Here is a 26,533-nt window from a genome sequence, read left to right as displayed (position 1 = left end):
CTTTGCGAGCAAGGTCCCGCTTGACGCGGGGACGCGTTCCGGGACCTTTCCCGCATGCATGACGCCCCCGCCTATGAAGCCGAGACCGACGGGATCGTGGTCCGTGTCCGCCCCAGCTATCTGGCCGGCCAGTCCGATCCGGACGGCGGGCGCTGGGTCTGGGCCTATCAGGTCGAGATCGTGAACCTGTCCGCCTCGCCGGTGCAGCTGGTCGCCCGTCGCTGGACCATCACCGACGCCCTCGGCCATGTGGAGGAGGTGCGCGGTCCGGGCGTGGTCGGCGAGAAGCCTACCATCCAGCCGGGCGACAGCTATTCCTACGCCTCGGGCTGCCCGCTGGGCACCGCCTCCGGCTCCATGGTCGGCGGCTATTCGATGGTCGACGATCTGGGCCGCATGTTCGAGGTCGCCATCCCGGCCTTCAGCCTCGATGTCCCGGGCGAGAGACGGGTGCTGAACTAGGCGCCGGTGGGTCTGCTGCCGGCGGTGAGGCGACGAGTGATTGGTGGGTGGCTTGGCCCACAGCCCGCGCCTGATGAGCTGGATGTCGGCGGCCGCCATCCACTAATCACTAGTCACCAATCACTTGCATCGCTCGGTGCTCGACGGCCTGACGCCGGAGCCTGCGCCAAGGCAGAAGAGGTGAGGGGCTGCGTCAACCCGGATAACCGCAGCCCCCGCCCCCGGCGTCATCGCCGCGGCGGGCGGCGTCAACGCGGACGGCGGCCCCTCTAGGGACCATCTGTGACAGCCATGTGGCCGGATAAAAGAAAGGCGGCCCGCGGGGTGGTGCGAGCCGCCTTTGGCAGGTCAGTGCGACCTAGATGTAGCGGCGCAGGCTGCGGGCCAGGTCGGAGGCGCCGTCCTTGCCGCCCTTGCGGACCTGCGGCTGGTAGGCGACGCGGGCGTGCTCGACGCAGTAGACGCCTTCCGAGGCGCGACGGCCGCAGAAGCTGAACTCGGCCGACGACGGGTCGCCGATCGGCCATTTGCACATGTGGGCGCCCAGGGTCATCACCGTGGCGGTACCCGGCAGGTCAGGAACCGGAGCGGGGGTCGGGGCGACCGGCACGGCGATGCGCGGCTGGGCGGCCTCGATGCGGCGCGGCGCCGACGGGGCCTGGGTCGGTTGCGGGGTGGGGCGCGGACGCGACGGGCGGAAGGTGGCGCGCGCCGGTTGCGACGGCGCCGCGCGGCCCGACAGGCCCAGACGGTGCACCTTGCCGATCACGGCGTTGCGGGTCACGCCGCCGCCCAGCTGCTTGGCGATCTGGCTTGCCGACTGGCCTTCAAGCCACAGCTTCTTCAGCGCGCCGACGCGATCTTCGGTCCAGCCTGCGGTCATGGTCGCCCTCCAGGGATTCAACATATGGGGTCGGTATGTCCCTCCTGTGGGGCCGACCTACTCCTAATCGTAAACCACCTCTTAAAACGCGCAATATGTGGGAATTGGTCCGTCCACAGGAACTACATCTGGTATGGTTAAAATGGTCCCGGGAATGGGACTGGAGCCGGGCGTTTCCGGGTGCAACGTGAGCGCAGGCGCGGCCCAGTTCGCGCGGCTTCTCGCCGCTCTGCTCACTTTTCACGCGTCACCGAACCCCCTCGCCTTGCGAAGCGGCGCCGGCGGGCGCATTTGCGCGCCTATGACTGATCTCGCCTCCACGCGCCCGTCCGGGCTCCCGCAGCCGCGCCGGTATGACGGCGTCAATTGGGAGGGGGTGAAGACCCTGTATCTCAGGGAGGTGCGGCGCTTCTGGAAGGTCGGCGCCCAGACCGTGGCCGCGCCGGTGGTGACGACCCTGCTCTACATGCTGGTCTTCGTGGTCGCCCTGAAAGACTCGCGCCCGCCCATCGACGGCACCCCGTTCGCCGAGTTCGTGGCGCCCGGCCTGATCATGATGGCCATCCTGAACAACGCCTTCGCCAACGCCTCGTCCAGCCTGATCCAGGCCAAGATCATGGGCACCTCGACCGACTTCCTGACCCCGCCGCTCAGCCCGCTGGAACTGACCATCGGCTTCTCCCTGGGCGCCGCCACCCGCGGCATCGCCGTGGGTCTGGTCACCGCCGTCTGCGTCATGCCGTTCGCCAGGCTGGGCGTCAGCAATGTACTGACCATCGTCTGGTTCGCCCTGACGGCCTCGCTGCTGATGGGCATGGTCGGCGTCTTCGCCGGTCTTTGGGCCGAGAAGTTCGATCAGCTGGCGGCGGTCCAGAACTTCCTGATCATGCCGATGACCTTCCTGTCCGGCACCTTCTATCTGGTCGACAACCTGCCGGAGCCCTTCGCCACCATCAGTCACTTCAATCCGATCTTCTATCTGATCGACGGCTTCCGTTCGGGCTTCATCGGCCATGCCGAGGGCAATCTCTGGATCGGTGTCGCGATGAGCGCGTTGCTGACCCTGATCCTGTCCTATGCCTGCTGGGCCGTGTTCAAATCGGGCTGGCGTCTGAAGAGCTGAGCCCATGTCCGTCGCCGCCGCCCGTGTCGTTCACCTGAGCATCGACCGGGACTGGCGCGAGGTTTACGCCTTCGCTTCCAGGCCGGAGAACATGCCGCACTGGGCTTCGGGTCTGGCGGCAGGCCTGAAGCAGGATGGCGAGAACTGGATCGGCGACGGCGGCCCCATCGGCGAAATTCGCGTTCGCTTCGCGCCGGAAAACCTTTTCGGCGTCATCGACCACACGGTCACCCTGGCCGACGGGACGATGGTGGAGAACGCCCTGCGCATCACGCCCAACCATGACGGCGCCGAGGTCAGCTTCACCGTCATCCGGCAGGCCTCGCAGGACGACGCCGCGTTCGAAGCCGACGCGGCCCATGTGGCTCAGGATCTCGCGACCCTGAAACGCCTGCTCGAAAACTGACAGGCGTTCGGCCGCACTGGCGGCCAAGCGATCCAGCGGCTAGCAAGGCGGGGAACCAACGGGAGGGGTTTCCATGCTGATCCAGTCGCTTTTCGCGCTTTCGCTGCTGGCCGCGCCGGTGCAGGACGAAGCCCTGACCGCCGAGGGACAGGCCGTCGAGGCCGCCATCCAGACCTACGCCGCCAAGACCAATGACCAGCGCCGCGACATCGTGGTGGCGCAGTTGCGCGAGCAGGGCTTCGCGCCGCAACTCGCGCCCTTCGAGGGCGGCAATGAGCGGACCGGCCCGCGTCCGGGCGCCAATGTGGTCATCACGGTGGGGCAGGGGGCCAAGGACATCGTCCTGACCGCCCACTTCGACGCCGTGCCGCTGCGCGACGGCTCGATGTCGCAGGGTGTGGTCGATAACGCCGGCTCTGTCGCCGCCCTGATGGAGGCCGCGGGCCTGATCAAGGAGCAGGTCGAGCAGGCGCCGGGGCCCTATCGCTATGTCTTCGTCTTCACCGATCAGGAGGAGCTGGGCCTGATCGGCGCCCGCAAATGGCTGGAGGCGCAGGACAAGAGCCGCATCCACGCGGTCATCAACATGGACGTCAACGCCTATGGCGAGACCTTGATGTACGGCGAGAACGTGGGGGAACAGTCGGCCTTCGTGCTGGCCGCCATGCGGACCCAGTGCGCCGAGCGGGCCTTCGACTGCATGGCCTTCCCCAACTATCCGCCCAGCGACGACCGGGTTTTCTCGGCCGCCGGCTTGCCGGTCATCTCGATCGGCTCGCAGGATGCGGCGGGCGCCCACCAGATGTGGCTGGCCTTCAACGGCGGCGAGACCAATGGCCTGGCGGAAGGCTTCGTCCCGCCGGTGTTCCAGCGCATCCACTCGGCCGATGACCGGATGGAGTGGGTCGATGGCGACGACATCCTGCGCACCGCCGGCTTCGTCGCCGACCTGGCCCTGCGGCTGGCGCGGGACGAATAGGCGATGATCGTCGTCGAGAACGTTCTTCCCGACGCGCGCGAACTGCGGCCCGCTCCATCGGCCTGGAAGTCGGTGAGCAGGCTCGCTTGGGTCCAGACCCTCGCGCTTCTCGCGGTCTTTCTCGTCAGCTTTCTCGTTGCTGCGGCTTTCGCGAGCGAGGAGGCGGCGGGTTGGGTTGGTGTGACGATGGTTGCGGTGCTTCTGGTTCTGATCATCGCCGGACGGGTCGTGACGGCGATCAGCGCGAGGATTTCGGCAGATGCCGCGAAAGCTTCCGGCTCCGCGCGATGGAACTTCGATCAAGAGGGTGTTCGGGTGGAAACTCCGCTCAGCAGCACGGTCTTCCGGTGGGAGATGGTTGCGAAGGTGAGTGAGGAGCAGGATCGCTTCCTGTTCGCCCTGACCCCTTCGAGTTCCGCGATCCTGCCGACGCGGTCACTGGTCGCCGGGCAGGCGGAAGAGCTTCGGGGCCTTGTCGCCGAGGTCACGACTTCTGGCCGTCTCGGACGCGGTGTTGACTAACCCCGGTTCGCGTCCGACAAGACCACGCTCTTTTCCCGGCTCCGTCGCACCCGCGACGGGGCCGTCTCTCTTCTGGAGGTTCAGTCCCGTGTCCCAGGAACATCTGATGGGTGTCTATAACCGCGCGCCGCTGGAGGTGGAGCGTGGTCTGGGCGCGCGTCTGTGGTCGACGGATGGTACGGAATATCTGGACTGTGTCGCCGGTATCTCGACCAACGGTCTGGGACACGCCCACCCCAAGCTGGTCGCCGCGGTGACCGAACAGGCCCAGAAGCTGTGGCACGTCTCCAACATCTTCCGCATTCCGGGGCAGGAAGCCCTCGCTGACGCCCTGTGTGAGAAGTCGTTCGCCGACGTCGTCTTCTTCACCAACTCGGGCACCGAGGCCGTTGAGTGCGCGCTGAAAACCGCCCGCAAGCATCACGTCGCCAACGGAAACCCGGAACGCATCGACATCTACGGCTTTGACGGCTCGTTCCACGGCCGGACCTATGGCGCGATCAACGCCGCCGCCAACCCGTCCTATACCGAAGGCTTCGGCCCGAAGATGGAGGGCTTCCACCAGTTGCTGTGGGGCGACAAGGCCGCGCTTGAGGCCGCCTTCCGCAACCCGACCACGGCGGCGATCATCCTCGAGCCCGTGCAGGGCGAGGGCGGCTGCCGCGCCACGCCGGATGAGGATCTGCGCTGGATGCGTGAGCTGGCCGACGAGACCGGCGTCCTGATCATCTTCGACGAAGTCCAGTGCGGCATGGGCCGGACCGGCAAGCTGTGGGCCCACGAATGGGCCGGCATGACCCCGGACATCATGGCGGTGGCCAAGGCGCTGGGCGGCGGCTTCCCCATCGGCGCCTGTCTGGCCACGGCGAACGCGGCCAAGGGCATGACCGTGGGCGTCCACGGCTCGACCTTCGGCGGCAATCCGCTGGCCATGGCCGTCGGTCAGGCCGCCTTCTCGGAGCTGTCGGCGCCGGAAACCCTGGCCCACGTCAACGAGATCGCCGGCTATCTGAAGCAGCAACTGCACGGCCTGCAGCAGCGCTTCCCGGACGTCATCGTCGACGTGCGCGGCAAGGGCCTGCTGATCGGCGTAAAGCTGGTTCCGAACAACCGCGAGTTCATGGCCTGGGCCCGCGACGAACAGCAGCTGCTGGTCGCCGGCGGCGGCGACAACTGCGTGCGCATCCTGCCGCCGCTGGTGCTGACGCTGGACGAGGCCCGCGAGGCCGTCGAGCGCTTCGAGAAGACCTGCGAGTTCGCGCGGACCAAGCTGGCCTGAGGCCCTGACAGAACGGGAGGGCCCCATGGTCCGTCACTTCCTCGACATCCACCGGCTCAGCGCCGAGGACCTGCGCGGCATCCTGGATGACGCCCATGCCCGCAAGACGGCCCGCAAGGGCTGGCCGAAGGGGCGCGTCGATGCGGACGCTCCGGCGAAGGATCGTGTGCTGGCCATGGTGTTCGAGAAGAACTCGACCCGCACCCGCTTCAGCTTCGACGCCGCCATCCGCCAGTTGGGCGGCTCGGGCATCATCGCCAACGCCGGCGACATGCAGCTGGGCCGCGGCGAGCCGGTGGAGGACACCGCCCGCGTGCTGTCGCGCATGGTCGACGCCGTGATGATCCGCGCCAATGACCATGAGGACGTCGAACGCTTCGCCCGCGTCTCGACGGTGCCGGTGATCAATGGCCTGACCGACCGTTCGCACCCCTGCCAGATCCTGGCCGACCTGCTGACCATTGAGGAGCATCTCGGGCCGGTCGCGGGCAAGACGATCGCCTGGGTCGGCGACGGCAACAATGTCTGCCACAGCTTCATGCACGCGGCGCCGAAGTTCGGCTTCCGCCTGCAGGTCGCCTGCCCGGCCGAATACCATCCCGACCTGCATGATCTGGCCAAGGGCGGCGACCATGTCGTCCTGACCAGCGACCCGCGCGAGGCCGTCTCCGGCGCCGACGTCGTGGTCACCGACACCTGGGTGTCGATGGGCGATCAGGACTATGAAGCCCGTCTGGAGGCCTTCGACGGCTATGGCGTCGACGACGCCCTGATGGCGCTGGCCAATGACGACGCCGTCTTCCTGCACTGCCTCCCGGCTCACCGCGGCGAGGAAGTGACGGACTCGGTCATCGACGGGCCGAAGTCGCTGGTCTGGGACGAGGCGGAAAACCGCATCCACGCCCAGAAGGCCGTGCTGGCGTGGTGCTTCGCGGGCTAACGGCTACGGAGCTGCGCGAGAAGGGTCTGGCCCCTTTCACTGCGCACAGGGGCGGCGGCCTGGATGATCAGGTCGCCGTCGGGTGATTGCACCCCGGATACGATCACGAGCGAACCTTCCGTCAGAAGGGTCATCTCGTGCGGGTAGGGACGCATGGGGCCGCAGCTGTGCACGACGATCTCATCCGACAGCACGCCGTACAGCGAGCTCTGCGCCGGCGGTGATCCGGACAGGGTTTCGCGGGTCTGGAGGGTCACTCCGATGGTTTCAAGATCGGGGGTCGGGTGCGCACGGAGCGCCGACGACACGACGGCGGTAAAGCCGACCCGAGGCATGGCGGCCTCGGCCCTCACGGTCTCGGACGGTATCCGGCACGCCAGCGCGGGCGAGGCGGCCAGCAGGACGGCGATGGCGGCGGGGATCAGCAGGGCGGGCTTCATCAGAACCTCCAGAGCTGAAAGCAGACTACCCGGTCCCGCAGATGCGCGCCGCCGTCCAAACCTGACGAAACCCGACTGCAGGTTCACGTCCACCACCCCGCCCGTGCTTCAGGCTGGCGCCTCGCGGATCGTTGCCCAGACTGGTCCGGCGTTTGCTTCAATCTGTCTCGCGAGCAACGCGAGGTCTGAACATGACGACGATCGCTGGCGGCCAGAACCTGACGCAACAGCTCTATCAGAAGCTGTTTGACCGGCTGAACACGGACGGCGACGACGCCGTCAGTCTGACGGAAATGGCGGCAGCCGGCGCGAATGCGGACGATACCGCCAAGGTTTTCAAGGCTCTGGATGCGGACGGTGACGGCAGGGTCATGCGCGCCGAGATGACGCCGTCCGATGCTTTCGGGGTGCAGGTGATGAACGCCCTCATCAACGCCCAGTCGGAAGCAACGACCGACGAGGCATTCATTGCCCAGCTGATCGCGCGCGCGGATGTGGATGGCGACGGCGCTCTGAACCGGGACGAGCTGGAGGCTCACAAGGATCTCCAACGCGCCGCCGCTTTCGATGCCGGCTATTTGACCGGTCGGGCGGTCGTTGTTGACGACGCGGATGGCGACGGCCTGATCCGGGCGGACGAGATCCGGGTGGGCAAGGTCCTGAAGCTGTCCCTCGAGAACGTGAAGTTCGCGGAAGATATGCCGGCCGAGCAACTGGCGGGGTTGAATGCGGTTCGTGAGCGGATGGGGCAGCCGCCGCTGGCGCCGCTGACGCCCGAAGAACGTCAACGGCGGCTCGATCAACTGGCCGCCGACTTCGCCGAACGGGATGCGGCTCCGGAAGGCGCGGTGGGTTTCCTGGGTCGGACCCTGGGCGAGAGCCGCGCCATGGAAGGCGCCCGGCTGGAGGGTGTCAATCTGACCGACGCCCTCGTCGCGCGGTTGTTCAATCAGGTTCTGAAAAGCTGGGACACCCAGGCCGCTCCCGGGACGAGCGCCGACCTGAAGGCCTGATCAGGCTTCAGTTCAGCTTCACGTCCGCCACTCCACCTGCGTCCGGCGTCGTCTTCGTGATGTTGGCCTTGGCGATCTCATAGGCGAACTTGAAGAAGCCGCCTTCATTGACCCAGACGCGGCCGTCGTCGGCGTCGAAGCGCAGGATGGTCAGGTGCGGGTCGTCCTTGCCCTCGGGATACCAGGCCGCCAGCACCGGGTTCCAGTAGCGGTCGATGATGGCGCGGTCCTGCCCGTGCACGGACAGGTCGCCATGGATGCAGGCCCAGACATTCTGGTCCTTGGAGCCATAGTGGAACATGGCGCTCTGTCCGCCGGGCAGGGCGGCGTCCTTCGCCAGATCGGTGTCGTCGCGGGTGAAGAACCAGATGGTCCCGGTCACTTCCTCGCGGAAGGCGGTCATCGGCTGGGCGTGATAGCCGGGCTGGTCCAAGCCCAGCAGGCCGGTGTTGGATTTCTTCAGGCTGTCCCAGAAATGCTCTTCAGCTTCGGCGGCGGTGAGGGTCTTGTCGCCCATGAACGTCTCTCCTGTGATCGGGGTCGATCAGGGAAGCGTTGGGCGTCGGGCCGGTTCCGCGATCAGATGGACCGCTGCGGCACGCCGAGCAGGGCTCCGATGTGGATCAGCAGCAGCACGGTCACCGCGCCGCTCATCACCATGATGAACCGCCAGGGCGCCATGCGGACCCGCTGGCTCGGATCCCACGGCCGCGCGCCCCGCCATCCCGCGAACAGGGTCAGCGCCAGGAAGGCCGCGGTCAGGATCAGGGTCAGGCGCATGTCCATCCGCGCCACGTGGACCGCCAAAGGCCTCTGCGCAAGGCTTGAGTCCTTGCCGGGAGGTTAATCTTCACGGGCTGTTAACCACGTTGGAGGCATCCATACGGTCGGTGTTCGGTCTTTCCACAGGAAGCTGGGGGCGACCCCACATCTTGGGGTTAACAGCGCGTTTACACCCTTGATCTGGCGCACTAGCGTTCGAATCAAAGGTCGGGAGGCGAATCAGTGAGCGCAGCCGCGCCGTGGAGCGTGAAGGGGATAGACCCCAAGGCTCGCGAGATCGCCAAGGACCTTGCGCGCCGTTCAGGCATGACGCTGGGCGAATGGCTGAACTCGATGATCATGGAAGATGGCGACGAGGACGAGGGCTATACGCCCATGCCGCGCCGTCCCCATGTGGCCGACATGTTCGAACGCCGCGGCCGCAGCCGCCGGCTGGATGACGCCTATGGCGCGGACGAGGATTCGCATCGTCTCGGCGCTTCGATCGACGCCATCGCCGCGCGACTTGAAGCCGCCGAGCGCCGCTCCACGGTCGCCATTCAGGGTGTGGATCAGGCCGTCGCCGGTCTGGTGCGTCGTCTCGAGGCCGCCGATCAGGATGGCCGCCAGAACGTCCGCCGTATCGACGACATCGCCGAGGAACTGCGCGAGGGCCATCGTCGCCTGCGCAAGTTCGAACAGGAGACCGGCCCGAAGACGGCCGAGACCTTCGGCAAGGTCGAGACCGGCCTCGGCGCGCTCGCCGGGCGCCTCTACGACATCGAGGAACGCCAGCGCACGGGCGTCAACGAACTGCGCCAGCGTATGGAGACGGTCGAGAAACTGGCCGGTCCCGGCGCCGGTTCGGACCTGCTGGCCCAGGTCGGCGCCCGTCTGGATCAGGCCCAGTCCCGGACGACCGAGGCCCTGCGCGGGCTCGAACGCTCCTTCGCCCATCTGGATGAGCGCCTGCGCGCCGCCGAGAGCCGGGTCGAGCCCGCCGGCGACCGCGAGGCCGCCCGCTTCGAGAAGCTGGCCGAGACCCTGAGCCGTCAGGTCGAGGCCAACCGCACCGAAATGATGCGGCGGCTCGACACCGCCCAGTCCGAGAACCGCATGGACCGTATCGAGCGGGCCGTGCTGGCGCTGGGCGAACAGCTCAAGACCTCCGAAACCCGCTCCGCCGGCGCCGTCGAGGCGATGGGCCGCGAGGTCCTGCGTATCGCCGAGAACCTGAACGGACGGGTCGCCCGGGTCGAGACCGGCGTGGACGGCAAGGTCGCCGCGCTGGGCCAGAGCCTGGGCCGCAAGATCGATGACGACATGGGCCGTCTGGCCCAGGGCCTGCAGCAGGGCATCGACCAACGCCTGACTGCCGCCGACGATCGCCACGCCCTGGCGCTCGAAAAGCTGGGTGGCGAGATCACCCGCATCTCTGACCGTCTGAGCGAGCGCATCGCCCAGTCCGAGCGCCGCTCGCAGCAGGCGCTGGAAGACATCAGCCGCCGCCTGACCGACAGCTCGAGCCGCATCGAGCAACGCTATGACCGCGCCTCGGGCGAACTGGCCGAGCGCATGCGCCTGTCGGAGGAGCGCACCGCCTCCCTGATCGCCGAGGCGCGGGAGAACATCGAACGCCGCGCCGAGACCCGGCCCGAGCCGGTCCCCGCACCGGTGGTCGCGCCCGAGCCGGTCGCCGCCTCGCCGGTGGCGGACATCCAGCCGGACTGGCGCGCCGCCGCCTTCCCGGACGCCGCCTTCCCCGATGCGCCCTTCCAGGGGCAGACCTTCGAGGACCCGGATCCGGTCTATACGGAGCAGCAGGCCTGGTCCGCCGATCTGGCGCCCCCGGAGCCGGAGCCCGAGCCCGTCTATGAGGCCGAAGACGACCGGCAGGTTCTGACGGCAGACGCCGTCTTCGATGCTGTCCTGCGCGGCCCCCGCACGGCACCGGAACCGTCCTCGACCCCCTTCGGCAGCCGCGAGGCCGTCGCCGAACCCTACGCCGGCTCGCTGGCGGACGAGATCGATGCGCCGGTGACGCCGGTGTTCACGCCCCCGCCCGCCGCGTCCGCCTCGCCCTTCGGCCAGAGCTTCGGCGGGGCCGATGTGTCGGACGCACTGGCGGCGACCGCTCCGGACAGTTTCGACGCCGGTCAGGACGATTTCGACGGCGAAACCGACTTCGTCGATCCGCGCGCCCTTCGCGCCGCCGCCGCACAGGGGCGGGCCAGCTCGACCCGTCAGGCCATCGACGCCGCCCGAGCCGCCATGGCCGAGCCCGACGAGGCTCCGGCCCGCACCGGCTTCGGCCTGAAGCGGGGCGGCAAGTCGCGCCTGCAGGAGCGGCTGGACAAACAGGCCGCCAAACAGGGCAGCGCAGTGCGCAAGGCGCTGGGCGCCTCGGCCGTGGCCGTGGCCCTGACCGCGACGGGCGCCATCGCCTTCAACGAACTGACGGACTCGGGCATCCAGATTCCGGGGCTCCCGACCGCCCCAACCGCCACGCCGATCGCCGCCCTGGCCTCGACCCCGGTGGAAGCCTCGCCGGCGGATCGGGCCCGCGCCGCCGACCTGTACCAGCAGGCCGTCATCAAGCTGGAGGCCGAGGACGCGACCGGTCTGGACGCCCTGAAGGAAGCCGCCGAAATCGGCTACGCGCCGGCGCAGCTCTACATCTCCGGCCTCTATGAGGAGGGGCTGAAAGGCCTGCCTGTCGATCCGGTCAAGGCTCGCGACTGGAGCCGCCGGGCGGCCGAAGGCGCCAACCCTCGCGCCATGATGACCTACGGCATGCACCTGTTCCAGGGCACCGGCGGTGATCGCAATGGTGAAGAGGGCATGATGTGGCTGGTCAAGGCCGCCGAAGCCGGCGTGGTCGACAGCCAGTTCAACATCGCCCAGCTCTACGAGACCGGTCAGGGCGGCGTTCGCATGGATCAGGTCGAGGCCTACCGCTGGTATCTGGTCGCCGCCCGCGCGGGCGACGCCGGCGCCCAGGAGGCCGTAGATCGCCTGCGCACCGTCCTGTCGGTCGCCGACCGGGGCAAGGCCCGCGCCGAGGCGGATCGCTTCACGGCTGACCCCGTCAGCTGACGCGATCAGACTCCTTTTGAGCGCACCGGGTTGCACCAGCGGCCCGAGGCGTTCAGGACAGTTCCACCGTCGCCTTTCGGGCGTTTGACCTCAGTTCCAGCCGAAGGCGCGTCCTTTGGATATCTATCTGCCGATCGCCGAGGTTTCGGTGAACTGGCCGCTCCTGGTTCTGCTGGGCGCGACGGTCGGATTCGTGTCCGGATTGTTCGGCATCGGCGGGGGCTTCCTGATGGCCCCCATCCTGATCTTCCTCGGCATCCCGCCATCGGTGGCCGTCGCCAGCCAGGCCAGCCACGTCGTCGCCTCCTCGACCTCGGGCGTCATCCACTACACCTCGCAGAAGCAGGTCGATTACAAGATCGGCGGGCTGATGGCGCTCGGCGGGGTGCTGGGCGCCTTCCTTGGGGTCGAGCTGTTCCGCTACCTGCGCCTGTTGGGTCAGGCCGATCTGGTGGTCGCCCTGTCCTACCTGCTGTTCCTGGGCTCCATCGGCGCCCTGATGCTGCACGAGAGCCTCGGTCAGATCCTGCGCCGGGTCCGGGGCGAGGTGACGCCGCACAAGGAGCGTCGCCGCCCGCTGTGGCTCTATGGCCTGCCGCTGCGAATGAAATTCCCGCGCTCGGGCCTCTACATCAGCGCCATTCCGCCCTTCGCGCTGGGATCGTTCGTCGGCGTCCTGTCGGCCATCATGGGCGTCGGCGGCGGCTTCATCCTCGTGCCCGCCATGCTCTACGTCCTGAGGATGAAGGCCAGCGTGGTGGTCGGCACCAGCCTGTTCCAGATCATCATCACCACGGCCATCACCACCATCCTCCAGTCGGGCCGCAACCAGACAGTGGACATCGTCCTGTCGACCATCCTGCTGCTGGGCGGCGTGGTCGGCGCCCAGTACGGCGCGCGCCTTTCCGGGCGGTTCCGCGCCGAGGAGCTGCGCGCGATCCTGGCCATCATCGTCCTGCTGGTCGGCATCTACATGGGGCTGGAGCTGTTCGTCCGGCCGTCCGATCTGTTCAGCTTTGCTCCGGGGGTGGCGCAATGATGCAGCTGCCGCCGCCTCCGCCCGCCGTCGAGGCCCCGGCCCCCGAGCGTTCGGTCGGCACGACCGAGCAGGTCCGCGTCGCCGCCGCCATGACCGATGCGCGGGTGATGGTCGACTCCAGCTTCCGCGGCGCTTCCATCGTCCTGTACGGCGCGGTCTTCAACCCGACGGACACGCCCGCCGATGTGGTCGTGGTCGTGCGCGGCCCTGACGGCCCCGTGCGTCTGGTCAAGAAGACCCGTAACACCGGCGTCTGGCTGAACAGCCGGCCCGTCCTGTTCGAGGGCGCGCCCGGCTTCTACATGACGGCCTCGACCCGGCCCCTGTCGGACATCGCCGACTTCGGCCAGTTGCGTCGGCTGGGCGTCGGGGTCGATCACCTGCGCATCGCCGCGCCGGAGGAAAGCCGCACGGTCACCCGTTATGGCGTCCGCGACGTGGTCGTCAGCCGCATCGGCGAGGACTATCTGGACTACCGCCGGGCGGTGATCCGGCTGCGCGAAGCGGCGGCCCTCTACAACAGCGATCCCGCCGGGGTGAGGTTCGTGGATCGCGGCCTGTTCCGCGCCGAGGTCGAACTGCCCGCCGTCGCCCCGACGGGCCAGTATTTCGCCGAGGTCTGGCTGTTCCAGGAGGGCGAGCCGGTCTCGGTCAGCAACCTGACCCTGACCGTCGAGAAGGTCGGCTTCGAGCGCGACATCTTCGAATTCGCCCACCGCCGGCCGTGGACCTACGGCGTCCTGTGCGTGCTTCTGGCCATGTTCACCGGCTGGGCGGCCAGCCGGATCTTCAGGCGGAACTGACGCTGACCTTCCTTCTCCCGATGGGAGGGGGAGTGATCAGCTCGCCGCGAACTCGCTCAGCGCGTCCAGCACCGCCCGGTTCTGGTCTTCCGTGCCGATGGTGATGCGCAGGCAATCCGGCAGGCCATAGCCGCCGACCGGACGGACGATGATGCCCTTGGTGTGCAGATAGTCGTTCGCAGCCGAGGCGCGGGCGGCGTCGGAGAAGCGAACCAGCACGAAATTCCCCACGCTCGGCAGGACGTCGAAGCCGAAGCCCTTGATCGCCTGCGTCAGGCGCGGACGCCAGGTCTCGACCAGCTCCAGCGAGGCCTTCTGGTGGGCTTCGTCCGACAGGGCGGCGACGGCGGCGTCCAGACCTGCGACCGAGACGTTGAACGGCAGGCGGATGCGGTCGACGGCCTCGGCCACCTTCAGTGGCGCATAGCCGAAGCCGATGCGCAGGCCGCCTAGGCCGTGGATCTTGGAGAAGGTGCGGGTGACGACGATGTTCTCGGCGTCCTTGGCCAGTGGGAAGCTGCTCTCCCAGTCCGGGGCGGTGACGAACTCGGCATAGGCCTCGTCGATGACCAGCAGGATGTGGGGCGGCAGGGCGGCGTGGAGACGGCGGGTCTCCTCGGCGGTGTTGTAGCTGCCGGTGGGGTTCGACGGGCTGGAGATGTAGACGATCTTCGTGCGGTCATCGACCTGCTCGAGGATGGCGTCCACCTCGGCCTTGAAGCCCGGCTCGGGGGCCAGCTTGACCGAGGCCTGATTGGCCAGCGCCGAGATGCGGTAGGCGAGGAAGCCGTACTGGCCGGTGACGATGTTGTCGCCCGGTTGCAGATAGGTCTGATTCAGCAGGGCGAAGACCTCGTCCGAGCCGTTGCCGAAGATCAGGCGATCCGCTTCCAAGCCGTGATGCTCGGCCACCGCGTCGCGCAGCTTGCCCGCCCGGCCGTCCGGATAGATGTGGATGTTGCCGACCGCCGCCGCATAGGCGTCACGGGCCTTCTGGCCGGCGCCCAGCGCGTTCTCGTTCGAGGACAGCTTCATCGGCTCGGCCACGCCGTCAATCTTCGACTTGCCGCCGACATAGGGGGCGATATCGAGAATGCCGGGCTTGGGCTGAAGGGCGTCGGTCATGCGGTCTCTCAGAAGATCGGGGCGGCGCCGATGACGCCGGACAATTTGCCGGGCGCACCATGCAGCCGCCCGTCCTCGGCCTGCACATAGCCCGCCAGCACGAACAGCTTCAAGCCGCCCGCCTCCATCAGGGGGGTCGCCGCCAGACCGGCGTCGGACAGGGCGTCCACGATCCGGCTGTCGGGCAGGGCGCTGTCGGTGGCCCAGAAGGTGCGGTCGTCGCCGGTTGGTCCGGGCTGCGTCTTCTGCACCAGCAGCGCCCGAGGCAGGCCGGATCCATGGTCGGGCAGGGCGGCGACGACCCGCAGGTCCGGTTCGGCCAGCAGGCGGCCGAACCAAGGATTGGACGGAGTCAGGTCCATCAGGGCGCGTCCGCCCTCGCGCACCGCCTTCAGGGCCGCCTCGGGCTTGGCCGCCATCCGGGCCGACAGGCCATAGCGATCCGCCGCCAGCACCTGCGACGCCGGGCCCCAAACGATCAGGCGCGGCCCGCTCGCGGCGTCCAGCCGACCCAGCACCGAACGGGCGGCGGCGATCTCGGCGGGCTTGAGCCCCTTGAGCGCCTCTCTCAGGGCGATGGCGTCGGCGTCCACGGTCGGGCGCTGACCGGCGGCCAGTCGCGCGCGCACGGCCTGCGCCAGCGCACGATCCAGCGCCAGACGCGCGGCGTCTTCAGGCGGGGCCTTCAGCATCAGAACAGCTTCGGCGCGGGAGCCAGCGGGAACAAGCCCAGCCAGGTGCGCCCGTCGCGGAACTCCAGCACCAGCTCCACCGGCCGGTCGCCATTGACGGCGGTGGCCGCCGCTGCGCCTACGGCTCCGGCGCGATTGACCGCGCCGGACTGCGATTGCGCCATGCCGGAGACGACCGCGCCCGGCTTCTCGGCGGTCAGGGCCACCCGGCCGACCAGTCGCCCCTCCGCGTCCACGGTCAGCAGATCGCTGGCCAGCCGGGCCCGGCTCTCGCCCGCGCCCAGCTCGCCGCGAATGGCGGTGAACTGACCCCCCGCGCGAGTCCAGTTGGAAAAGATGCCCGCGGCGTTCGCACCCTTGAGCGCGCCGGCATGCGCGACCGTGCCCTCCAGCGCCAGGCTCAGTTGCCCGTCCTGCGTCGCGCCCTCGACCGGACCGCCGCGACGGCCCCGCGCGTCGACCAGGTTGAACAGAACATCCATCTCGTCCGTCGTCGCCTCGCCGTCCGTCAGGTGCGGGCGGGTCTCCAGCTGGATGCGTTCGGCGGAGGCGATGGGGAAGGGCTCGGCGCCGGGATGGGGCGTGAAGACGGCGCGGACCAGCTCGATCCGCAGGTCCGGGAAGCGCGCGCGCAGATTGCTGATGCTGGCGCGCAGCGCCGGGCCGCTGACGCCCACCTTGCCCTTGTCCGCGCGGGTCAGGGTCATGCCGTCCGGGGCCAGGATCACCCAGTGGTCGGGGTTCCAGGCATTGGCCTCGGCGATGAACTCCGGCGCGGCGATCCCGTGCCCTGACGGGGCCAGGATACTGGCATGAGGGATCTCCACCCGCGCCCGGAAGGGCCAGCCGGTGGTGATCACATCCGCATGCTGGACGGTCCACCCCTGTGCGCGCAGGGCGACCACCTGGGCCTCCAGCCGCGTTTCGATCTGCTGCACCAGATAGAACCACCAGCCGGTCCAGGCGGCGAGGATGATCCCCACCAGCAGGAAGGGGCCGATGATCCCGCGGCGCGGGTGGCGGTAGGGCTTGTCGGAGGCGTTGCTCATTCAGGGTCCGGTGAACTGGGGCCGAGAGGCTAAACGTCTGGGTGCGGCAAGGGTTGTATGCGGATGCTGCCAGACCCTGACAAGCGGCTGTCTTACGGAACGGCGGCTTCCGGCGCCCGTTCGGCTGTCGTCACCGAGGAAAGAGCTCATGGAAACCCAGTCCCTGCATCGCGGCCGCCTGATCGATCACATCCAGCTGGTGGTGGCGGACCTGCCGGCGTCCCGCCGCTTCTATGACGCGGTCTTCGCGACCCTCGGCATTCCGCTGGGCGGCGAGGCCGAGAGCTATTTCTGGGTCGATGAGCTGTTCGTCTCCTCCGCCGACAGCGAGGCGGCGACCGGGAAGCTGACCGGGCGTCACCATCTGGCCTTCCAGGCCGGCGACCGCGCCATGGTCGAGGCCTTCCACAAGGCCGGTCTGGCGGCGGGCGGGACCGACAACGGCGCGCCCGGCGAACGGCCCTATCACCCCGGCTACTATGCCGCCTTCCTGCTCGATCCCGACGGCAACAACATCGAGGCGGTCTACCACGGCGAGGCGCGTCGCTCGGCGCCGAGCGTGGAGATCAATTTCGAGTCCTAGCGCGTCGGTTTCAGGAAACCGCCGACCAGCTCCACCGCTTCGGCCAGCCCCATGCGCAGCACCTCCGTGCCCGGCGGCAGGCTGGCGAACAGGCGGGTGGGGCAGGCGGCGTCCAGCATGACGAAGACGCCCTTGTCGTCCGCTCGGCGGATCAGCCGGCCGAAGGCCTGCGCCATCCGCGCGCGCGCCAGGGCGTCGTCATAGGCGCGCCCTTGCGCCGACGAGCCGCCGAACTTCTCACGCCGCGCCTTGTGCAGCAGGTCCGGCCGCGGCCAGGGCACCCGGTCGAAGGCGAGGATGCGAAGGCTCCGTCCCGGCACATCCACCCCGTCGCGCACCGCGTCGGTGCCCAGCAGGCAGCTGTCCTGCTCGGCCCGGAACACATCGACCAGCGCGCCCACCTCCAGCGGATCGACGTGCTGGGCGTAGAGGGGCAGGCCCGCCTTGGCGAGGTCCGGCCCCAGCCGCTCATAGACCGCCTTCAGTCTGCGGATAGCAGTGAACAGGCCCACGCCGCCGCCGCCCGCAGCGAGGAACAGTTCCCGCATCGCCGCCGCTGTCTGGCGGGTGTCGTCCTTGACCAGATCGTTGACGACGATGACCCGACTGTTCTCCGCATAGTCGAACGGGCTTTCGACCTTCAGCGTCCGCGCCGGCTCGATCAGCCGCGCCGAACCGGTCCGCATCCGGGCCAGATCGAAGGGATCTTCCGACATCGGATCGGACAGGGTTGCGCTCGTCACCAGCACCCCGTGCGAAGGCATGATCACCGCGGCCTCCAGCGGCACGGTCGGGTCGATCCAGTGTCGGCGCAGGGCCACGTCGGCGATCCGGCCATAGGCGGCCTCGGCGCTCAGCCAGTCGACGAAGTCCGGGTCCGGTTCGCCGGTGTCATTGTCCAGCGCCGCCAGCATGGAGCGCCAGCCGGGCAGGGTCATCCGCCCGCGCCGGTCCAGCCCGCGCAGCGCCCCCTCGATTCGCGCCCGCGACGAGCCATCCAGCTCGACCGACTCGTCATCAAGGATGTCCTCCAGATGCCGCGACAGGGCCAGCAGGGGCGCCTCGACGGCCGCCAGCGCCTTGGCCGCCTCGCGCGCCGCGTCCAACACCGGATCGGTCACCGGGCGCAGGCTGCATTCCAGTCCGAACTCGATCCCGCCCGGCCCTCCGCTGTCGCTCGTCCGTCCCCGGAGCTGTTCCAGAGCGGCGACCAGAAAGCGCTCGATCGGGCCGATCGGATTGACCTCGCCCGAGGCCGGAGCGATCCGCCCCGACGCCCCTTCGCCCGGCAGCTGGGCCGCCGCATGGATGGCGTCCTGCAGGGCCTTGGTCGCCGCCTCGTTATCGGCGCACAGGTCGCCCAGCCGCTGTTCCAGCCCGCGTCCGCGTCGCCCGCGTCCCTCCGGTCCCCGGATCCAGCGGCGCAGCTCCGCCGCCTCCTGCCCGGACAGGCAGGCGGAAAAGGCGCTGTCGGCGGCGTCGAACAGGTGGTGGCCCTCGTCAAAGACGATCCGCTTCAGCGCCGCCGTCTCGCCGTCCGACTTCAACCCCCGCGCCGACCGCGCGCCGTCGAAGGCGGCCTGCGTCATCACCAGCGCATGGTTGGCCACCACCAGATCGGCCTTGCGGCTGGCGCGGATGGTCTTTTCGACGAAACAGGTCCGGTAGTGCGGGCAGGCGGCGTGGACGCACTCGCCGCGCCGGTCGACCAGATTGGCCGGGCTGGCCTGCTGGCTGGGCGGCGTCGCGAACAGGCCGGGCAGCCAGCCGGGATAGTCGCCGCCGGTCATGTCGCCGTCGCGCGAGTTCAGCGCCCATCGCCCGGCCAGCGCCATGCCGATCAGGTCGCCATTCCCCAGCTGCGCCGCCTGCACCATGTCCTGCAGGTTCAGCAGGCAGAGGTAGTTCTCGCGCCCCTTGCGGACGACGGCCTTCTTTTTCCGCTCCGCCGGGTCGGGCCACAGGCTGGCGCTCTCGCGGTCGATCTGGCGTTGCAGGGCGCGGGTGTAGGTCGAGACCCAGGCCGCCCCCTGATTGCGCTCGGCCCACAGGCTGGCCGGCGCCAGATAGCCCAGGGTCTTGCCGGTGCCCGTTCCCGCCTCGGCCAGCAGCACGCGCGGGCGGCCTTCCTCATTGCGGGGCGAAAAGGCGTAGGCGGCCTCGGCGGCATAGTCGGACTGCGCCGGGCGGGTCTCGTCCAACCCGGACGCCTGCAACAGCTTCTCCAGCCGGATGCGGGCGCTCTCGCTGTCCACGGGGGCCGAGCCGGCCTCGCCGCGCGGCGCCTCGTCCTCCCACTCGCTCAGCCGGGACCAGACATCCAGCCCGCTGCCCCGATGCTGGCGCGCTCTCAACGGCGAATGCTGCAGGGCCCCCGCCACCCGCCACGACCAGCTCCAGCCCGCCCGGCCCAGCGTCTCGTTCAGGGTGAAGGCGTCCTCCCGATGCGGATAGGCCGGGTCTGACAGTTCCTTCAGCAGGGTCGCCGCCGCCTCGCGCAGGGCCATCGCCTGCGCCTCCGGTCCCTTCGGCTCCGGCTGCCCCATGGCCAGGGCCAGCCCGGTCGGCGAAGGGGCGCAGAACCGCGCGGGCCGGGTGAAGGCGAACAGCTCCAGCACGTCCAGCAGGTCTTCCGATCGCGGCAGCGGCGCTATGCCCAGTCGTCGCGCCGTCAGGCTGGCGTGGGCCACCAGCACCGGCCCGCCCGTCAACAGTCCCTCGGCCGCGCCCCGCCCGATCTTGCGCGCCCCCTCGTCATCGCACACCGCTCCCGCCCCCGGCGGCACAGCCAGCGCCGCGGGCAGGTCCAGCCAGGGCTCGGTCCCGGTCAGGGCGTTGGAGGAGGTGAGGGAGTCGGTCGTCACCGACTGAAGATAGCGAATGCAGCCCCGAAACGGAACGGGAACGTCAGCTCGTCGCCCCCGCCCGGATGTTCGCCTTCAACGCCGGCTCCAGCAGTTTCGGCACGGGCAAGGTGGCGTCGCGGGCTTCGCGCATGGCGACGAAGTCGGCCTCGCTCGCCCCGCCGCCGACGTGGATGTTGCCCTCCCGCTCGGCGGCCACCGTGGTCTCCCAGCGGAAGTCGCCGCGTCCGTCCTTGGGCAGGTAGTCGTGGCCGACGAAGACGCGGGTCTCGCCCGGCAGGTCGAGCAGGCGGTGGATCGAGGCGTAGAGCGTCCGCGCATCGCCGCCAGGGAAGTCCGCCCGCGCCGTGCCGAAGTCCGGCATGAACAGGGTGTCGCCAACAAAGACCGCATCGCCGATCCGGTAGCTGACGCAGGCCGGGGTGTGGCCGGGCGTGTGCAGCACCTCGACCTCCAGCCCGCCGATGTGGAACCGGTCGCCGTCCGCGAACAGCCGGTCGAAGACTTCGGCAGTCGGACGTTCGACGCCGAACTTGTCGGCGAAGGTGGCCTGCACCTCGGTGATCCGTGATCCCACCCCGATCGGCGCCCCCGTGCGGCGACGCAGTTCATCCGCCCCCGACAGGTGGTCGGCGTGGGCGTGGGTCTCCACCAGCCAGACGATCTTCACCCCCGCCGCCTCCGCCGCCGCCTGCACCGCGTCGATGGAGGTGGTCGAGGTCAGGCCGGTCGCCGCGTCATAGTCCAGCACCGGGTCGATCACGGCCGCCGCGCCGGTCTCCGGATCGCTGACCAGATAGGTCACGGTATTGGTGGCGCTGTCGAAGAAGGCCTCGATGGTCGGGGTCATGTTGGCTCCCTTGGCAAGCGGCGACTATAGCCGCGGGAAAGATCGGCGCGACAGGGACGACGCCGCAGGTGAAACGGAACGGGAACATGCTATATCCCCTCCGTGACGCCGACCGCTGTTCCTGCAAAGCTTTCCGAGGGGCTTCCGCCGCTTTTCGCCGACTGGTTCGCCTCGCGCGGCTGGTCGCCGCGTCGGCATCAGCTGGAGATGGTCGCCGCCGGACAGGCAGGAGCACACGCCCTGCTGGTCGCCCCGACCGGCGGCGGCAAGACGCTGGCGGGCTTCCTGCCGTCCCTGATCGATCTGGCAGAGCGCGGGCCGCGCCCACCGCATGGGCCGGGCAGCGGGGTGCACACCCTCTACCTCTCGCCGCTCAAGGCCCTGACCACCGACGTCGAGCGCAACCTGATGACGCCCATCCGCGAGATCGGGCTGAACATCCACGTCGAGAGCCGCACCGGCGACACCAAACAGTCCAAGCGCCAGCGCCAGCGCGACTTCCCGCCGGACATCCTGCTGACCACGCCGGAGCAACTGGCCCTGTTCTGCGCCTGGGAGGGGGCGAGGGCGTATTTCGCCGACTTGAAGTGCGTGATCCTCGACGAGGTCCACGCGATCTGGAGCGGCAAACGCGGCGACCTGCTCAGCCTCGGTCTGGGGCGGTTGCAGCAATTCGCCCCCGAGATGCGGCGAGTGGCCCTGTCGGCGACCGTGGATGATCCGGAGATGATCGCGGGGTGGCTCAAGCCTTCGCCAGACGCCCCGGTGACCATCGTGAAAGGCGACCCCGGCGCGCCCCCCGTCATCGACGTTCTGGTCTCCGAAGGCCGCGTCCCCTGGGCCGGCCACACCGGCGTCCATGCGGTGCCCGAGGTCTATGAGGCCATCCGCCGCTCGGGCATGAGCCTGATCTTCGTCAACACCCGCTGGCAGGCCGAGTTCGTCTTCCAGCAACTGTGGGCGATCAATGAGGACAGCCTGCCCATCGCCCTGCACCACGGCTCCCTCGCCGCCGAGCAGAGGCGCAAGGTCGAGGCGGCGATGGCGCGGGGCGACCTGCGGGCGGTGGTCTGCACCTCGACGCTGGATCTCGGCATCGACTGGGGCGATGTGGAACTCGTGATCCAGCTCGCCGCGCCCAAGGGGGCGTCACGGCTGGTCCAACGGATCGGCCGCGCCAATCACCGGCTGGACGAGCCGTCGCGCGCCCTGATGGTGCCCGCCAGCCGGTTCGAGATGCTGGAGTGCCAGGCCGCCCGCGAGGCGGTGGCCGAGAACGCCTTCGACTGGGAGCCGGTGCATACCGGCACTCTCGACACCCTGACCCAGCACATCATGGGCTGCGCCTGTTCAGAGCCCTTCGATCTGGATGATCTGTATACGGAGGTTTCTGCCTGCGGCCCGTATCGCGGCTTGACCTATGAGCAGTTCGAGGAGGTGGTCGATCTGGTCGCCACCGGCGGCTACGCCCTGCGGACCTACGACCGTTTCGCCCGCATCGTCCGGACTCCTGATGGCCGGTGGAAGGTCCGCAACGCCCAGCTGGCCCAGAGTCACCGGATGAACGTCGGCGCCATCGTCTCGGCGGCCAATCTGAATGTGAAGGTCGCCTCGCGCCGCGCGGGCGGGAAACACCTCATCGGCGGCCGCAAGATCGGCGAGGCCGAGGAGTGGTATTTCGAGCAGATGGAGCCGGGCGACACCTTCATCTTCGCCGGTCAGGTCTGGGCCTTCCAGGGCATTTCGGGGACGGACGCCCTGGTCAGCCCGGCCACCGGCAAGGACCCCAAGATCCCGTCCTACGGCGGCTCGAAATTCCCCTTGGGCACCTCCCTGGCCGAGCGGGTGCGCGACATGGTGCAGGACCGCGATCACTGGCGCGTCCTGCCGCCCGACGTGCAGGAGTGGCTGGAGCTGCAGGAGGTCCGCTCGCGCATCCCCCGCGCCGGCGAAATGCTGGTCGAGACCTTCCCGCGCGGGACCCGCCACTTCATGGTCTGCTACCCGTTTGAGGGGCGGCTGGCGCACACCACCCTGGCCATGCTGATCACCAAGCGGCTGGACCGGCTGAACATCGGCCCGCTGGGCTTTGTGGTGACCGACTATTCGCTGGCCATCTGGTCGATCCGTCCGATGGACACGGTCGACCTCGACGCCCTGTTCGAGCCCGACATGCTGGGCGACGACCTCGAAAGCTGGCTAGAGGAGAGCTTTATGATGAAGCGCACCTTCCGCAACTGCGCCCTGATCTCCGGCCTGATCGAGCAACGCCAGCCGGGGGCCGAGAAGACCGGGCGACAAGTCACCTTCTCGACCGACCTGATCTATGACGTCCTGCGCCGTCATCAGCCGGACCACCTGCTGCTCCGAACCGCCCGCGCCGACGCCGCTTCAGGCCTGCTGGATGTGGCGCGTCTGGGCCAACTCCTGACGCGGATTCAGGGGCAGGTCGTGCACCAGCCGCTGGACCGCCCCTCGCCCTTCTGTGTTCCGGTGCTGGTCCAGATCGGCCGCGAGCGGGTCGGGGGCGGCGCGGCGGAGATGATCCTGTCCGAGACCTCGCTCGACTTCGCCGAAGAGACCCTGATCGCCGAGATCATGGCCGGCGCCCCACCGGAACTGGAGGGGGCGGCGTGAACGCGACCCTCCGACAAACCCTGTCCCCGTTCCGCCATCCCTGCGGCGGGCTGAAGGTGCGCGTGGCGGGGGAGGCCTGCGTGTTGCGCTGCTCGGGCGCCCTGTGGCTGCCGGATCACCGGACCCTGATCGCTTCGGACCTGCACCTGGAAAAAGGGTCAGCCTTCGCCGTCCGCGGCCAGATGCTGCCGCCCTACGACAGCCCGGCGACACTGGCCAAGCTGGAGGCGGAGATCGAGGCGCTCGATCCTGCCCGCGTCGTCCTGCTCGGGGACAGCTTCCACGACTCGAAAGCCATCAACCGTCTGTCTGCGGAGGATCGTGAGCGCATCGCCCGACTGGCCGTCGGTCGTGACTGGATCTGGCTGGAGGGCAACCACGATCTGGTCGCTCTCGAGGGCGCGCTGGACGCCCTGCCGGGCCGGGTCGTCACCACGATGCAACTGGGCGCCCTGACCCTGATCCACGAGCCGCAGCCGGGCGCGGCCGTCGGCGAGATCGCCGGCCACCTGCACCCCGCCGCCCGGGTCGCCGCCTATGGCCGCGGCGTTCGCCGACCCTGCTTCGTGACGGACGGCAGACGTCTCCTGATGCCGGCCTTCGGCGCCTTCACCGGCGGGCTGGATGTGCGTGACGTTGCGGTGGCGGGCCTGTTCGCCGAGCCCCCGATGGTCGCCGCCCTCGGCCGGGACAAGGTCCACGCCCTGGCGTGGGAGAGTGTCGCCTAGTCCGCGCTGCGGAAGCGGATGACGCCGATCAGGCCCGCGCGCCAGATGCCCTCATCATCGATCAGGGGGCTGTCGCGGGTGTCGCCCAGTCGTTGCTCGTAGTTGACGAAGCCGCCGACGCCAAAGCGGTCGCCGATTGGCACCGCCAGCAGCACGGCCACGCCGGCTCCACTCAGGCCGCTCGACGGCTCATAGGCAGCATAGCCGCTGCCGGGCGCCTCGGCCGGGGTGACGCCGTAGTAGCGTTGCAGCCGGTCGCCGTCGCCGCCGGTCACATAGGCGGTGGTCGACAGCAGGCCGACCGGAGTCACGCGCTGGTGGCCGACCGAGCCGTAGTACTGCATCCCGGCGTCATCGCCGGTGACGTCCTGCTGGATGCGGCCGCCGACGACGATATTTCCCGGCAGGCGTTTGAAGGCGTACAGGGCGGCGTCCGCGCCGAAGCCCGGGCGCTCCAGCGACGATCCCTCGATATCGCCGGCCGAGAACCGCGGACGCAACTGGACGCCCGCGCGGAAGTCGTCCGTCTTCAGGGCGTTCCAGCCCAGACCGTCCAGCCCGTTTGCATAGACAACATCCCGGTAGGACGCCGAGCCCCAGGCGGTGAAGTTGATGTCGTCGCCGGTGTTTCCTGTGGCGCTGAACCCATGGGTGATCCCGCCGCCGACATCGACCTTCCAGCGCGCCGGCGCCTCAACCTGCTCATAAGGCAGCGACTGGGCGGAGGCCGCGCCAGCATAAAGGATACCGGCCGTGAGGATCGGAAGGGCCAGGTTGAAACGCAGGGACATGGGACGCTCGGCGAAGTGATCGGGGAGATGGCGGCAATGCGCGACGCGGCCTTCGGCTCCCGCCGAACCCATGATCGTTGACGCCGTGAGGCTTTCCGGCCACGCCGGGCCCGGGGTCAGACCGTGGGCTTCACCAGCGCCGCCGAAGCCGTCTCCACACTCTCTTCCAGCCGCTTCATGAACTCGGCGCGTTTCAGGCCGGCCGGGATGGGCTCCAGGAACTCGAACACCACCGTGCCCTTGTGGCGCATGAAGCCATGGGCGGGCCAGTGGACGCCGGAGTTGGTGGCGACCGGCCAGCAGGGCACGTCGAGGTCGCGATAGATGGCCGCCACGCCCGGCTTGTAGTCCGGCTCGGCGCCGACCGGGGCGCGAGTGCCTTCCGGGAAGATGACGATCTGGCGGTTCTCGGCCAGTCGCGCGCGGGCCTGTTTGACCATGGTCTTGAGCGCGGTCGAGCCCGCCGAACGATCGACCGGGATCATCTTCGTCTTCCAGGCGAACCAGCCGAAGAAGGGCAGGATCATCAGCTCCTTCTTCAGCACGAAGCAGGGGTCGTCGAGGATGGCGAAGGGCGCGACCACATCCAGCATCCCCTGATGCTTGGGCGCGATCAGGGCCGGGCCGGTCGGGCGATGCTCCAAGCCCCGGAACTCGACCTTCACCCCGGCGATCCAGCGCAGGCCGAACAGCACGAACCGGGCCCACAGCTTGACCACGCCCCTCGCCTGTCTGTGCGGCATCAGCAGGGCTGGTGACAGGCCGACGGCGAACACCACCATCGACAGGTAGAGCCACAGGGTGAACAGCAATGAACGCAGGGTCTGCACGATCAGGCGGCCTTTTCTTGCGGCGCGTCCCCGGCGGTCGCCGGACGTCCCTCGCCGGTGAGCTTGTTCACGGCGACGCGGCCCAGGGCGGCGAGGTATTTCATGTATTCCAGCGTCATCCGGCGGGCGGTGACGGCGGCCCGCCACCAGCGCGAATTGTCCAGCGACGGCGTCTCCACGGCATAGGCGGTCAGCTTGACCCCCGGCGCCGCGGCGCGAATCTCGGTCAGGGCGCGGGCCATGTGGTAGTCCGAGGTGACCACGATCAGGCTTTCATAGCCCTTGGCGTCGGCCCAGGCCGCGATCTCCTGGGCGTTGCCGACGGTGTCCTCGGCCTCGAAGCCCAGATCGACGCAGCAGTTGAACAGACGGCTCGACCCCGGGGTGAGGGCGCGCAGTTCCTGACGGCGGACCTCGCGGTTCACGCCCGAGATCAGCACCCGCTCGCCCTTGTCCTGCTCCAGCAGGCGGATGGCGGCGTTGACGCGCTCGGCCGACGGTCCGGTCAAGGCCACGATGGCGTCGGCGCGCGCAGGCTCGTCGGCGGGCGTGTAGCCGCGAACCCGTTCGGCGAAGACGAACAGGCCGATCAGCCAGATCAGCACCAGAATGGCGATGAAAGTCAGAAACTTCATGC

At 68.9% G+C, this 26,533-nt stretch carries 26 protein-coding genes; 14 read left to right on the top strand and 12 right to left on the bottom strand.

The window, feature by feature from the left end; translation table 11 throughout:
- Positions 1 to 54: 54 nt before the first annotated feature.
- The gene (gene apaG, locus ACFQQC_RS02235) at positions 55 to 462 is read left to right on the top strand and encodes a Co2+/Mg2+ efflux protein ApaG (RefSeq protein ID WP_376859262.1); all 408 of its coding nucleotides are present in this window, start codon (positions 55 to 57) and stop codon (positions 460 to 462) included.
- Positions 463 to 820: 358 nt separating this feature from the next.
- Here apaG and ACFQQC_RS02230 read toward each other — a convergent pair whose 3' ends face one another.
- Positions 821 to 1,345: a GcrA family cell cycle regulator gene (locus tag ACFQQC_RS02230; protein WP_376859260.1), complete on the bottom strand. Its 525-nt coding sequence runs from the start codon at positions 1,343 to 1,345 to the stop codon at positions 821 to 823.
- Between the two features lie 301 nt (positions 1,346 to 1,646).
- Between ACFQQC_RS02230 and ACFQQC_RS02225 the strand changes: the two genes are divergently transcribed.
- The 6 genes from ACFQQC_RS02225 (at position 1,647) to argF (ending at position 6,594) form a co-directional block, all read left to right on the top strand.
- A complete protein-coding gene (locus tag ACFQQC_RS02225; protein WP_376859258.1) occupies positions 1,647 to 2,468 on the top strand; it encodes an ABC transporter permease in 822 nt (273 codons plus the stop codon).
- Between the two features lie 4 nt (positions 2,469 to 2,472).
- Positions 2,473 to 2,874: an SRPBCC family protein gene (locus ACFQQC_RS02220; RefSeq protein ID WP_376859256.1), complete on the top strand. Its 402-nt coding sequence runs from the start codon at positions 2,473 to 2,475 to the stop codon at positions 2,872 to 2,874.
- 73 nt (positions 2,875 to 2,947) lie between these two features.
- On the top strand, positions 2,948 to 3,853 hold the full coding sequence (locus tag ACFQQC_RS02215; protein WP_376859254.1) for a M28 family metallopeptidase: 906 nt from the start codon (positions 2,948 to 2,950) through the stop codon (positions 3,851 to 3,853).
- Between the two features lie 3 nt (positions 3,854 to 3,856).
- Positions 3,857 to 4,375, top strand: coding sequence for a YcxB family protein (locus ACFQQC_RS02210; protein WP_376859252.1), 519 nt, complete (start codon positions 3,857 to 3,859; stop codon positions 4,373 to 4,375).
- A 106-nt stretch (positions 4,376 to 4,481) separates the two neighbouring features.
- Positions 4,482 to 5,654, top strand: coding sequence for an aspartate aminotransferase family protein (locus ACFQQC_RS02205; protein WP_376860836.1), 1,173 nt, complete (start codon positions 4,482 to 4,484; stop codon positions 5,652 to 5,654).
- 25 nt (positions 5,655 to 5,679) lie between these two features.
- Complete coding sequence (gene argF / locus ACFQQC_RS02200) at positions 5,680 to 6,594, top strand: ornithine carbamoyltransferase (protein WP_376859250.1); 915 nt, start codon at positions 5,680 to 5,682, stop codon at positions 6,592 to 6,594.
- On the opposite strand, the gene ACFQQC_RS02195 is transcribed toward argF, so the two are convergent.
- On the bottom strand, positions 6,591 to 7,034 hold the full coding sequence (locus ACFQQC_RS02195; RefSeq protein WP_376859248.1) for a hypothetical protein: 444 nt from the start codon (positions 7,032 to 7,034) through the stop codon (positions 6,591 to 6,593). The two genes, argF and ACFQQC_RS02195, sit on opposite strands and share 4 nt — an antisense overlap.
- A gap of 191 nt (positions 7,035 to 7,225) precedes the next feature.
- Between ACFQQC_RS02195 and ACFQQC_RS02190 the strand changes: the two genes are divergently transcribed.
- Positions 7,226 to 8,047, top strand: coding sequence for a hypothetical protein (locus ACFQQC_RS02190; protein ID WP_376859246.1), 822 nt, complete (start codon positions 7,226 to 7,228; stop codon positions 8,045 to 8,047).
- Between the two features lie 7 nt (positions 8,048 to 8,054).
- On the opposite strand, the gene ACFQQC_RS02185 is transcribed toward ACFQQC_RS02190, so the two are convergent.
- Positions 8,055 to 8,564: a pyridoxamine 5'-phosphate oxidase family protein gene (locus ACFQQC_RS02185; protein ID WP_376859245.1), complete on the bottom strand. Its 510-nt coding sequence runs from the start codon at positions 8,562 to 8,564 to the stop codon at positions 8,055 to 8,057.
- Positions 8,565 to 8,626: 62 nt separating this feature from the next.
- On the bottom strand, positions 8,627 to 8,827 hold the full coding sequence (locus tag ACFQQC_RS02180) for a hypothetical protein (RefSeq protein ID WP_376859243.1): 201 nt from the start codon (positions 8,825 to 8,827) through the stop codon (positions 8,627 to 8,629).
- A gap of 225 nt (positions 8,828 to 9,052) precedes the next feature.
- Here ACFQQC_RS02180 and ACFQQC_RS02175 point away from each other — a divergent pair, with 225 nt between their 5' ends.
- From ACFQQC_RS02175 to ACFQQC_RS02165, 3 genes are all read left to right on the top strand, one after another.
- Positions 9,053 to 11,905, top strand: a complete 2,853-nt coding sequence (locus ACFQQC_RS02175; protein ID WP_376859242.1) for a hypothetical protein — start codon at positions 9,053 to 9,055, stop codon at positions 11,903 to 11,905.
- Between the two features lie 115 nt (positions 11,906 to 12,020).
- Positions 12,021 to 12,944 carry a sulfite exporter TauE/SafE family protein gene (locus ACFQQC_RS02170; RefSeq protein WP_376859240.1) on the top strand — a complete coding sequence of 308 codons (924 nt, stop codon included), beginning with the start codon at positions 12,021 to 12,023 and terminating at the stop codon, positions 12,942 to 12,944.
- Positions 12,941 to 13,747, top strand: a complete 807-nt coding sequence (locus ACFQQC_RS02165; protein ID WP_376859238.1) for a TIGR02186 family protein — start codon at positions 12,941 to 12,943, stop codon at positions 13,745 to 13,747. Before ACFQQC_RS02170 ends, ACFQQC_RS02165 begins: the two co-directional genes overlap by 4 nt.
- A gap of 36 nt (positions 13,748 to 13,783) precedes the next feature.
- On the opposite strand, the gene hisC is transcribed toward ACFQQC_RS02165, so the two are convergent.
- The 3 genes from hisC to ACFQQC_RS02150 are packed head-to-tail and all read right to left on the bottom strand — an operon-like array spanning position 13,784 to position 16,613.
- Entirely contained in the window at positions 13,784 to 14,872 is a 1,089-nt protein-coding gene (hisC, locus tag ACFQQC_RS02160; RefSeq protein ID WP_376859236.1) for a histidinol-phosphate transaminase, read from the bottom strand.
- A gap of 8 nt (positions 14,873 to 14,880) precedes the next feature.
- Positions 14,881 to 15,564 (bottom strand): hypothetical protein, encoded by a 684-nt coding sequence (locus ACFQQC_RS02155; protein ID WP_376859234.1) that lies wholly within the window; start codon positions 15,562 to 15,564, stop codon positions 14,881 to 14,883.
- Positions 15,564 to 16,613, bottom strand: coding sequence for a DUF2125 domain-containing protein (locus tag ACFQQC_RS02150; RefSeq protein ID WP_376859232.1), 1,050 nt, complete (start codon positions 16,611 to 16,613; stop codon positions 15,564 to 15,566). The genes ACFQQC_RS02155 and ACFQQC_RS02150 overlap by 1 nt, the downstream gene beginning before the upstream one ends.
- Before the next feature lie 148 nt (positions 16,614 to 16,761).
- Here ACFQQC_RS02150 and ACFQQC_RS02145 point away from each other — a divergent pair, with 148 nt between their 5' ends.
- Positions 16,762 to 17,196: a VOC family protein gene (locus ACFQQC_RS02145; RefSeq protein WP_376859230.1), complete on the top strand. Its 435-nt coding sequence runs from the start codon at positions 16,762 to 16,764 to the stop codon at positions 17,194 to 17,196.
- Here the strand turns inward: ACFQQC_RS02145 and ACFQQC_RS02140 are convergent.
- On the bottom strand, positions 17,193 to 20,060 hold the full coding sequence (locus tag ACFQQC_RS02140) for an ATP-dependent DNA helicase (RefSeq protein WP_376859228.1): 2,868 nt from the start codon (positions 20,058 to 20,060) through the stop codon (positions 17,193 to 17,195). The genes ACFQQC_RS02145 and ACFQQC_RS02140 overlap by 4 nt on opposite strands.
- A 43-nt stretch (positions 20,061 to 20,103) precedes the next feature.
- On the bottom strand, positions 20,104 to 20,910 hold the full coding sequence (locus ACFQQC_RS02135) for an MBL fold metallo-hydrolase (protein ID WP_376859226.1): 807 nt from the start codon (positions 20,908 to 20,910) through the stop codon (positions 20,104 to 20,106).
- A 207-nt stretch (positions 20,911 to 21,117) separates the two neighbouring features.
- Between ACFQQC_RS02135 and ACFQQC_RS02130 the strand changes: the two genes are divergently transcribed.
- Complete coding sequence (locus ACFQQC_RS02130) at positions 21,118 to 23,547, top strand: ligase-associated DNA damage response DEXH box helicase (protein WP_376860834.1); 2,430 nt, start codon at positions 21,118 to 21,120, stop codon at positions 23,545 to 23,547.
- On the top strand, positions 23,544 to 24,275 hold the full coding sequence (pdeM, locus tag ACFQQC_RS02125) for a ligase-associated DNA damage response endonuclease PdeM (RefSeq protein WP_376859224.1): 732 nt from the start codon (positions 23,544 to 23,546) through the stop codon (positions 24,273 to 24,275). The genes ACFQQC_RS02130 and pdeM overlap by 4 nt, the downstream gene beginning before the upstream one ends.
- Here pdeM and ACFQQC_RS02120 read toward each other — a convergent pair.
- The 3 genes from ACFQQC_RS02120 to ACFQQC_RS02110 all read right to left on the bottom strand — a co-directional run bounded on the left by ACFQQC_RS02120 (position 24,272) and on the right by ACFQQC_RS02110 (position 26,531).
- Positions 24,272 to 25,066 carry a MipA/OmpV family protein gene (locus ACFQQC_RS02120; RefSeq protein ID WP_376859222.1) on the bottom strand — a complete coding sequence of 265 codons (795 nt, stop codon included), beginning with the start codon at positions 25,064 to 25,066 and terminating at the stop codon, positions 24,272 to 24,274. The genes pdeM and ACFQQC_RS02120 overlap by 4 nt on opposite strands.
- 116 nt (positions 25,067 to 25,182) lie before the next feature.
- On the bottom strand, positions 25,183 to 25,896 hold the full coding sequence (locus tag ACFQQC_RS02115; protein WP_376859220.1) for a lysophospholipid acyltransferase family protein: 714 nt from the start codon (positions 25,894 to 25,896) through the stop codon (positions 25,183 to 25,185).
- Between the two features lie 2 nt (positions 25,897 to 25,898).
- Entirely contained in the window at positions 25,899 to 26,531 is a 633-nt protein-coding gene (locus ACFQQC_RS02110; protein ID WP_376859218.1) for a YdcF family protein, read from the bottom strand.
- Positions 26,532 to 26,533 lie beyond the last annotated feature (2 nt).

The organism is Brevundimonas sp. GCM10030266 (assembly GCF_042666595.1).
Classification (GTDB): domain Bacteria; phylum Pseudomonadota; class Alphaproteobacteria; order Caulobacterales; family Caulobacteraceae; genus Brevundimonas.
Note: the sequence above shows the minus strand (reverse complement) of the source record. Positions and strands in the feature narration are given on the sequence as shown.

Coding starts and splice junctions, on each gene's coding strand:
- ACFQQC_RS02195 (WP_376859248.1), bottom strand. CDS start 7,034: ATGAAGCCCGCCCTGCTGATCCCCGCCGCCATCGCCGTCCTGCTGGCC.
- ACFQQC_RS02210 (WP_376859252.1), top strand. CDS start 3,857: ATGATCGTCGTCGAGAACGTTCTTCCCGACGCGCGCGAACTGCGGCCC.
- ACFQQC_RS02185 (WP_376859245.1), bottom strand. CDS start 8,564: ATGGGCGACAAGACCCTCACCGCCGCCGAAGCTGAAGAGCATTTCTGG.
- apaG (WP_376859262.1), top strand. CDS start 55: ATGCATGACGCCCCCGCCTATGAAGCCGAGACCGACGGGATCGTGGTC.
- ACFQQC_RS02120 (WP_376859222.1), bottom strand. CDS start 25,066: ATGTCCCTGCGTTTCAACCTGGCCCTTCCGATCCTCACGGCCGGTATC.
- ACFQQC_RS02215 (WP_376859254.1), top strand. CDS start 2,948: ATGCTGATCCAGTCGCTTTTCGCGCTTTCGCTGCTGGCCGCGCCGGTG.
- ACFQQC_RS02230 (WP_376859260.1), bottom strand. CDS start 1,345: ATGACCGCAGGCTGGACCGAAGATCGCGTCGGCGCGCTGAAGAAGCTG.
- ACFQQC_RS02110 (WP_376859218.1), bottom strand. CDS start 26,531: ATGAAGTTTCTGACTTTCATCGCCATTCTGGTGCTGATCTGGCTGATC.
- argF (WP_376859250.1), top strand. CDS start 5,680: ATGGTCCGTCACTTCCTCGACATCCACCGGCTCAGCGCCGAGGACCTG.
- ACFQQC_RS02135 (WP_376859226.1), bottom strand. CDS start 20,910: ATGACCCCGACCATCGAGGCCTTCTTCGACAGCGCCACCAATACCGTG.
- ACFQQC_RS02165 (WP_376859238.1), top strand. CDS start 12,941: ATGATGCAGCTGCCGCCGCCTCCGCCCGCCGTCGAGGCCCCGGCCCCC.
- hisC (WP_376859236.1), bottom strand. CDS start 14,872: ATGACCGACGCCCTTCAGCCCAAGCCCGGCATTCTCGATATCGCCCCC.
- ACFQQC_RS02180 (WP_376859243.1), bottom strand. CDS start 8,827: ATGCGCCTGACCCTGATCCTGACCGCGGCCTTCCTGGCGCTGACCCTG.
- ACFQQC_RS02130 (WP_376860834.1), top strand. CDS start 21,118: ATGGTCGCCGCCGGACAGGCAGGAGCACACGCCCTGCTGGTCGCCCCG.
- ACFQQC_RS02220 (WP_376859256.1), top strand. CDS start 2,473: ATGTCCGTCGCCGCCGCCCGTGTCGTTCACCTGAGCATCGACCGGGAC.
- ACFQQC_RS02145 (WP_376859230.1), top strand. CDS start 16,762: ATGGAAACCCAGTCCCTGCATCGCGGCCGCCTGATCGATCACATCCAG.
- ACFQQC_RS02190 (WP_376859246.1), top strand. CDS start 7,226: ATGACGACGATCGCTGGCGGCCAGAACCTGACGCAACAGCTCTATCAG.
- ACFQQC_RS02225 (WP_376859258.1), top strand. CDS start 1,647: ATGACTGATCTCGCCTCCACGCGCCCGTCCGGGCTCCCGCAGCCGCGC.
- ACFQQC_RS02155 (WP_376859234.1), bottom strand. CDS start 15,564: ATGCTGAAGGCCCCGCCTGAAGACGCCGCGCGTCTGGCGCTGGATCGT.
- ACFQQC_RS02205 (WP_376860836.1), top strand. CDS start 4,482: ATGGGTGTCTATAACCGCGCGCCGCTGGAGGTGGAGCGTGGTCTGGGC.
- ACFQQC_RS02150 (WP_376859232.1), bottom strand. CDS start 16,613: ATGAGCAACGCCTCCGACAAGCCCTACCGCCACCCGCGCCGCGGGATC.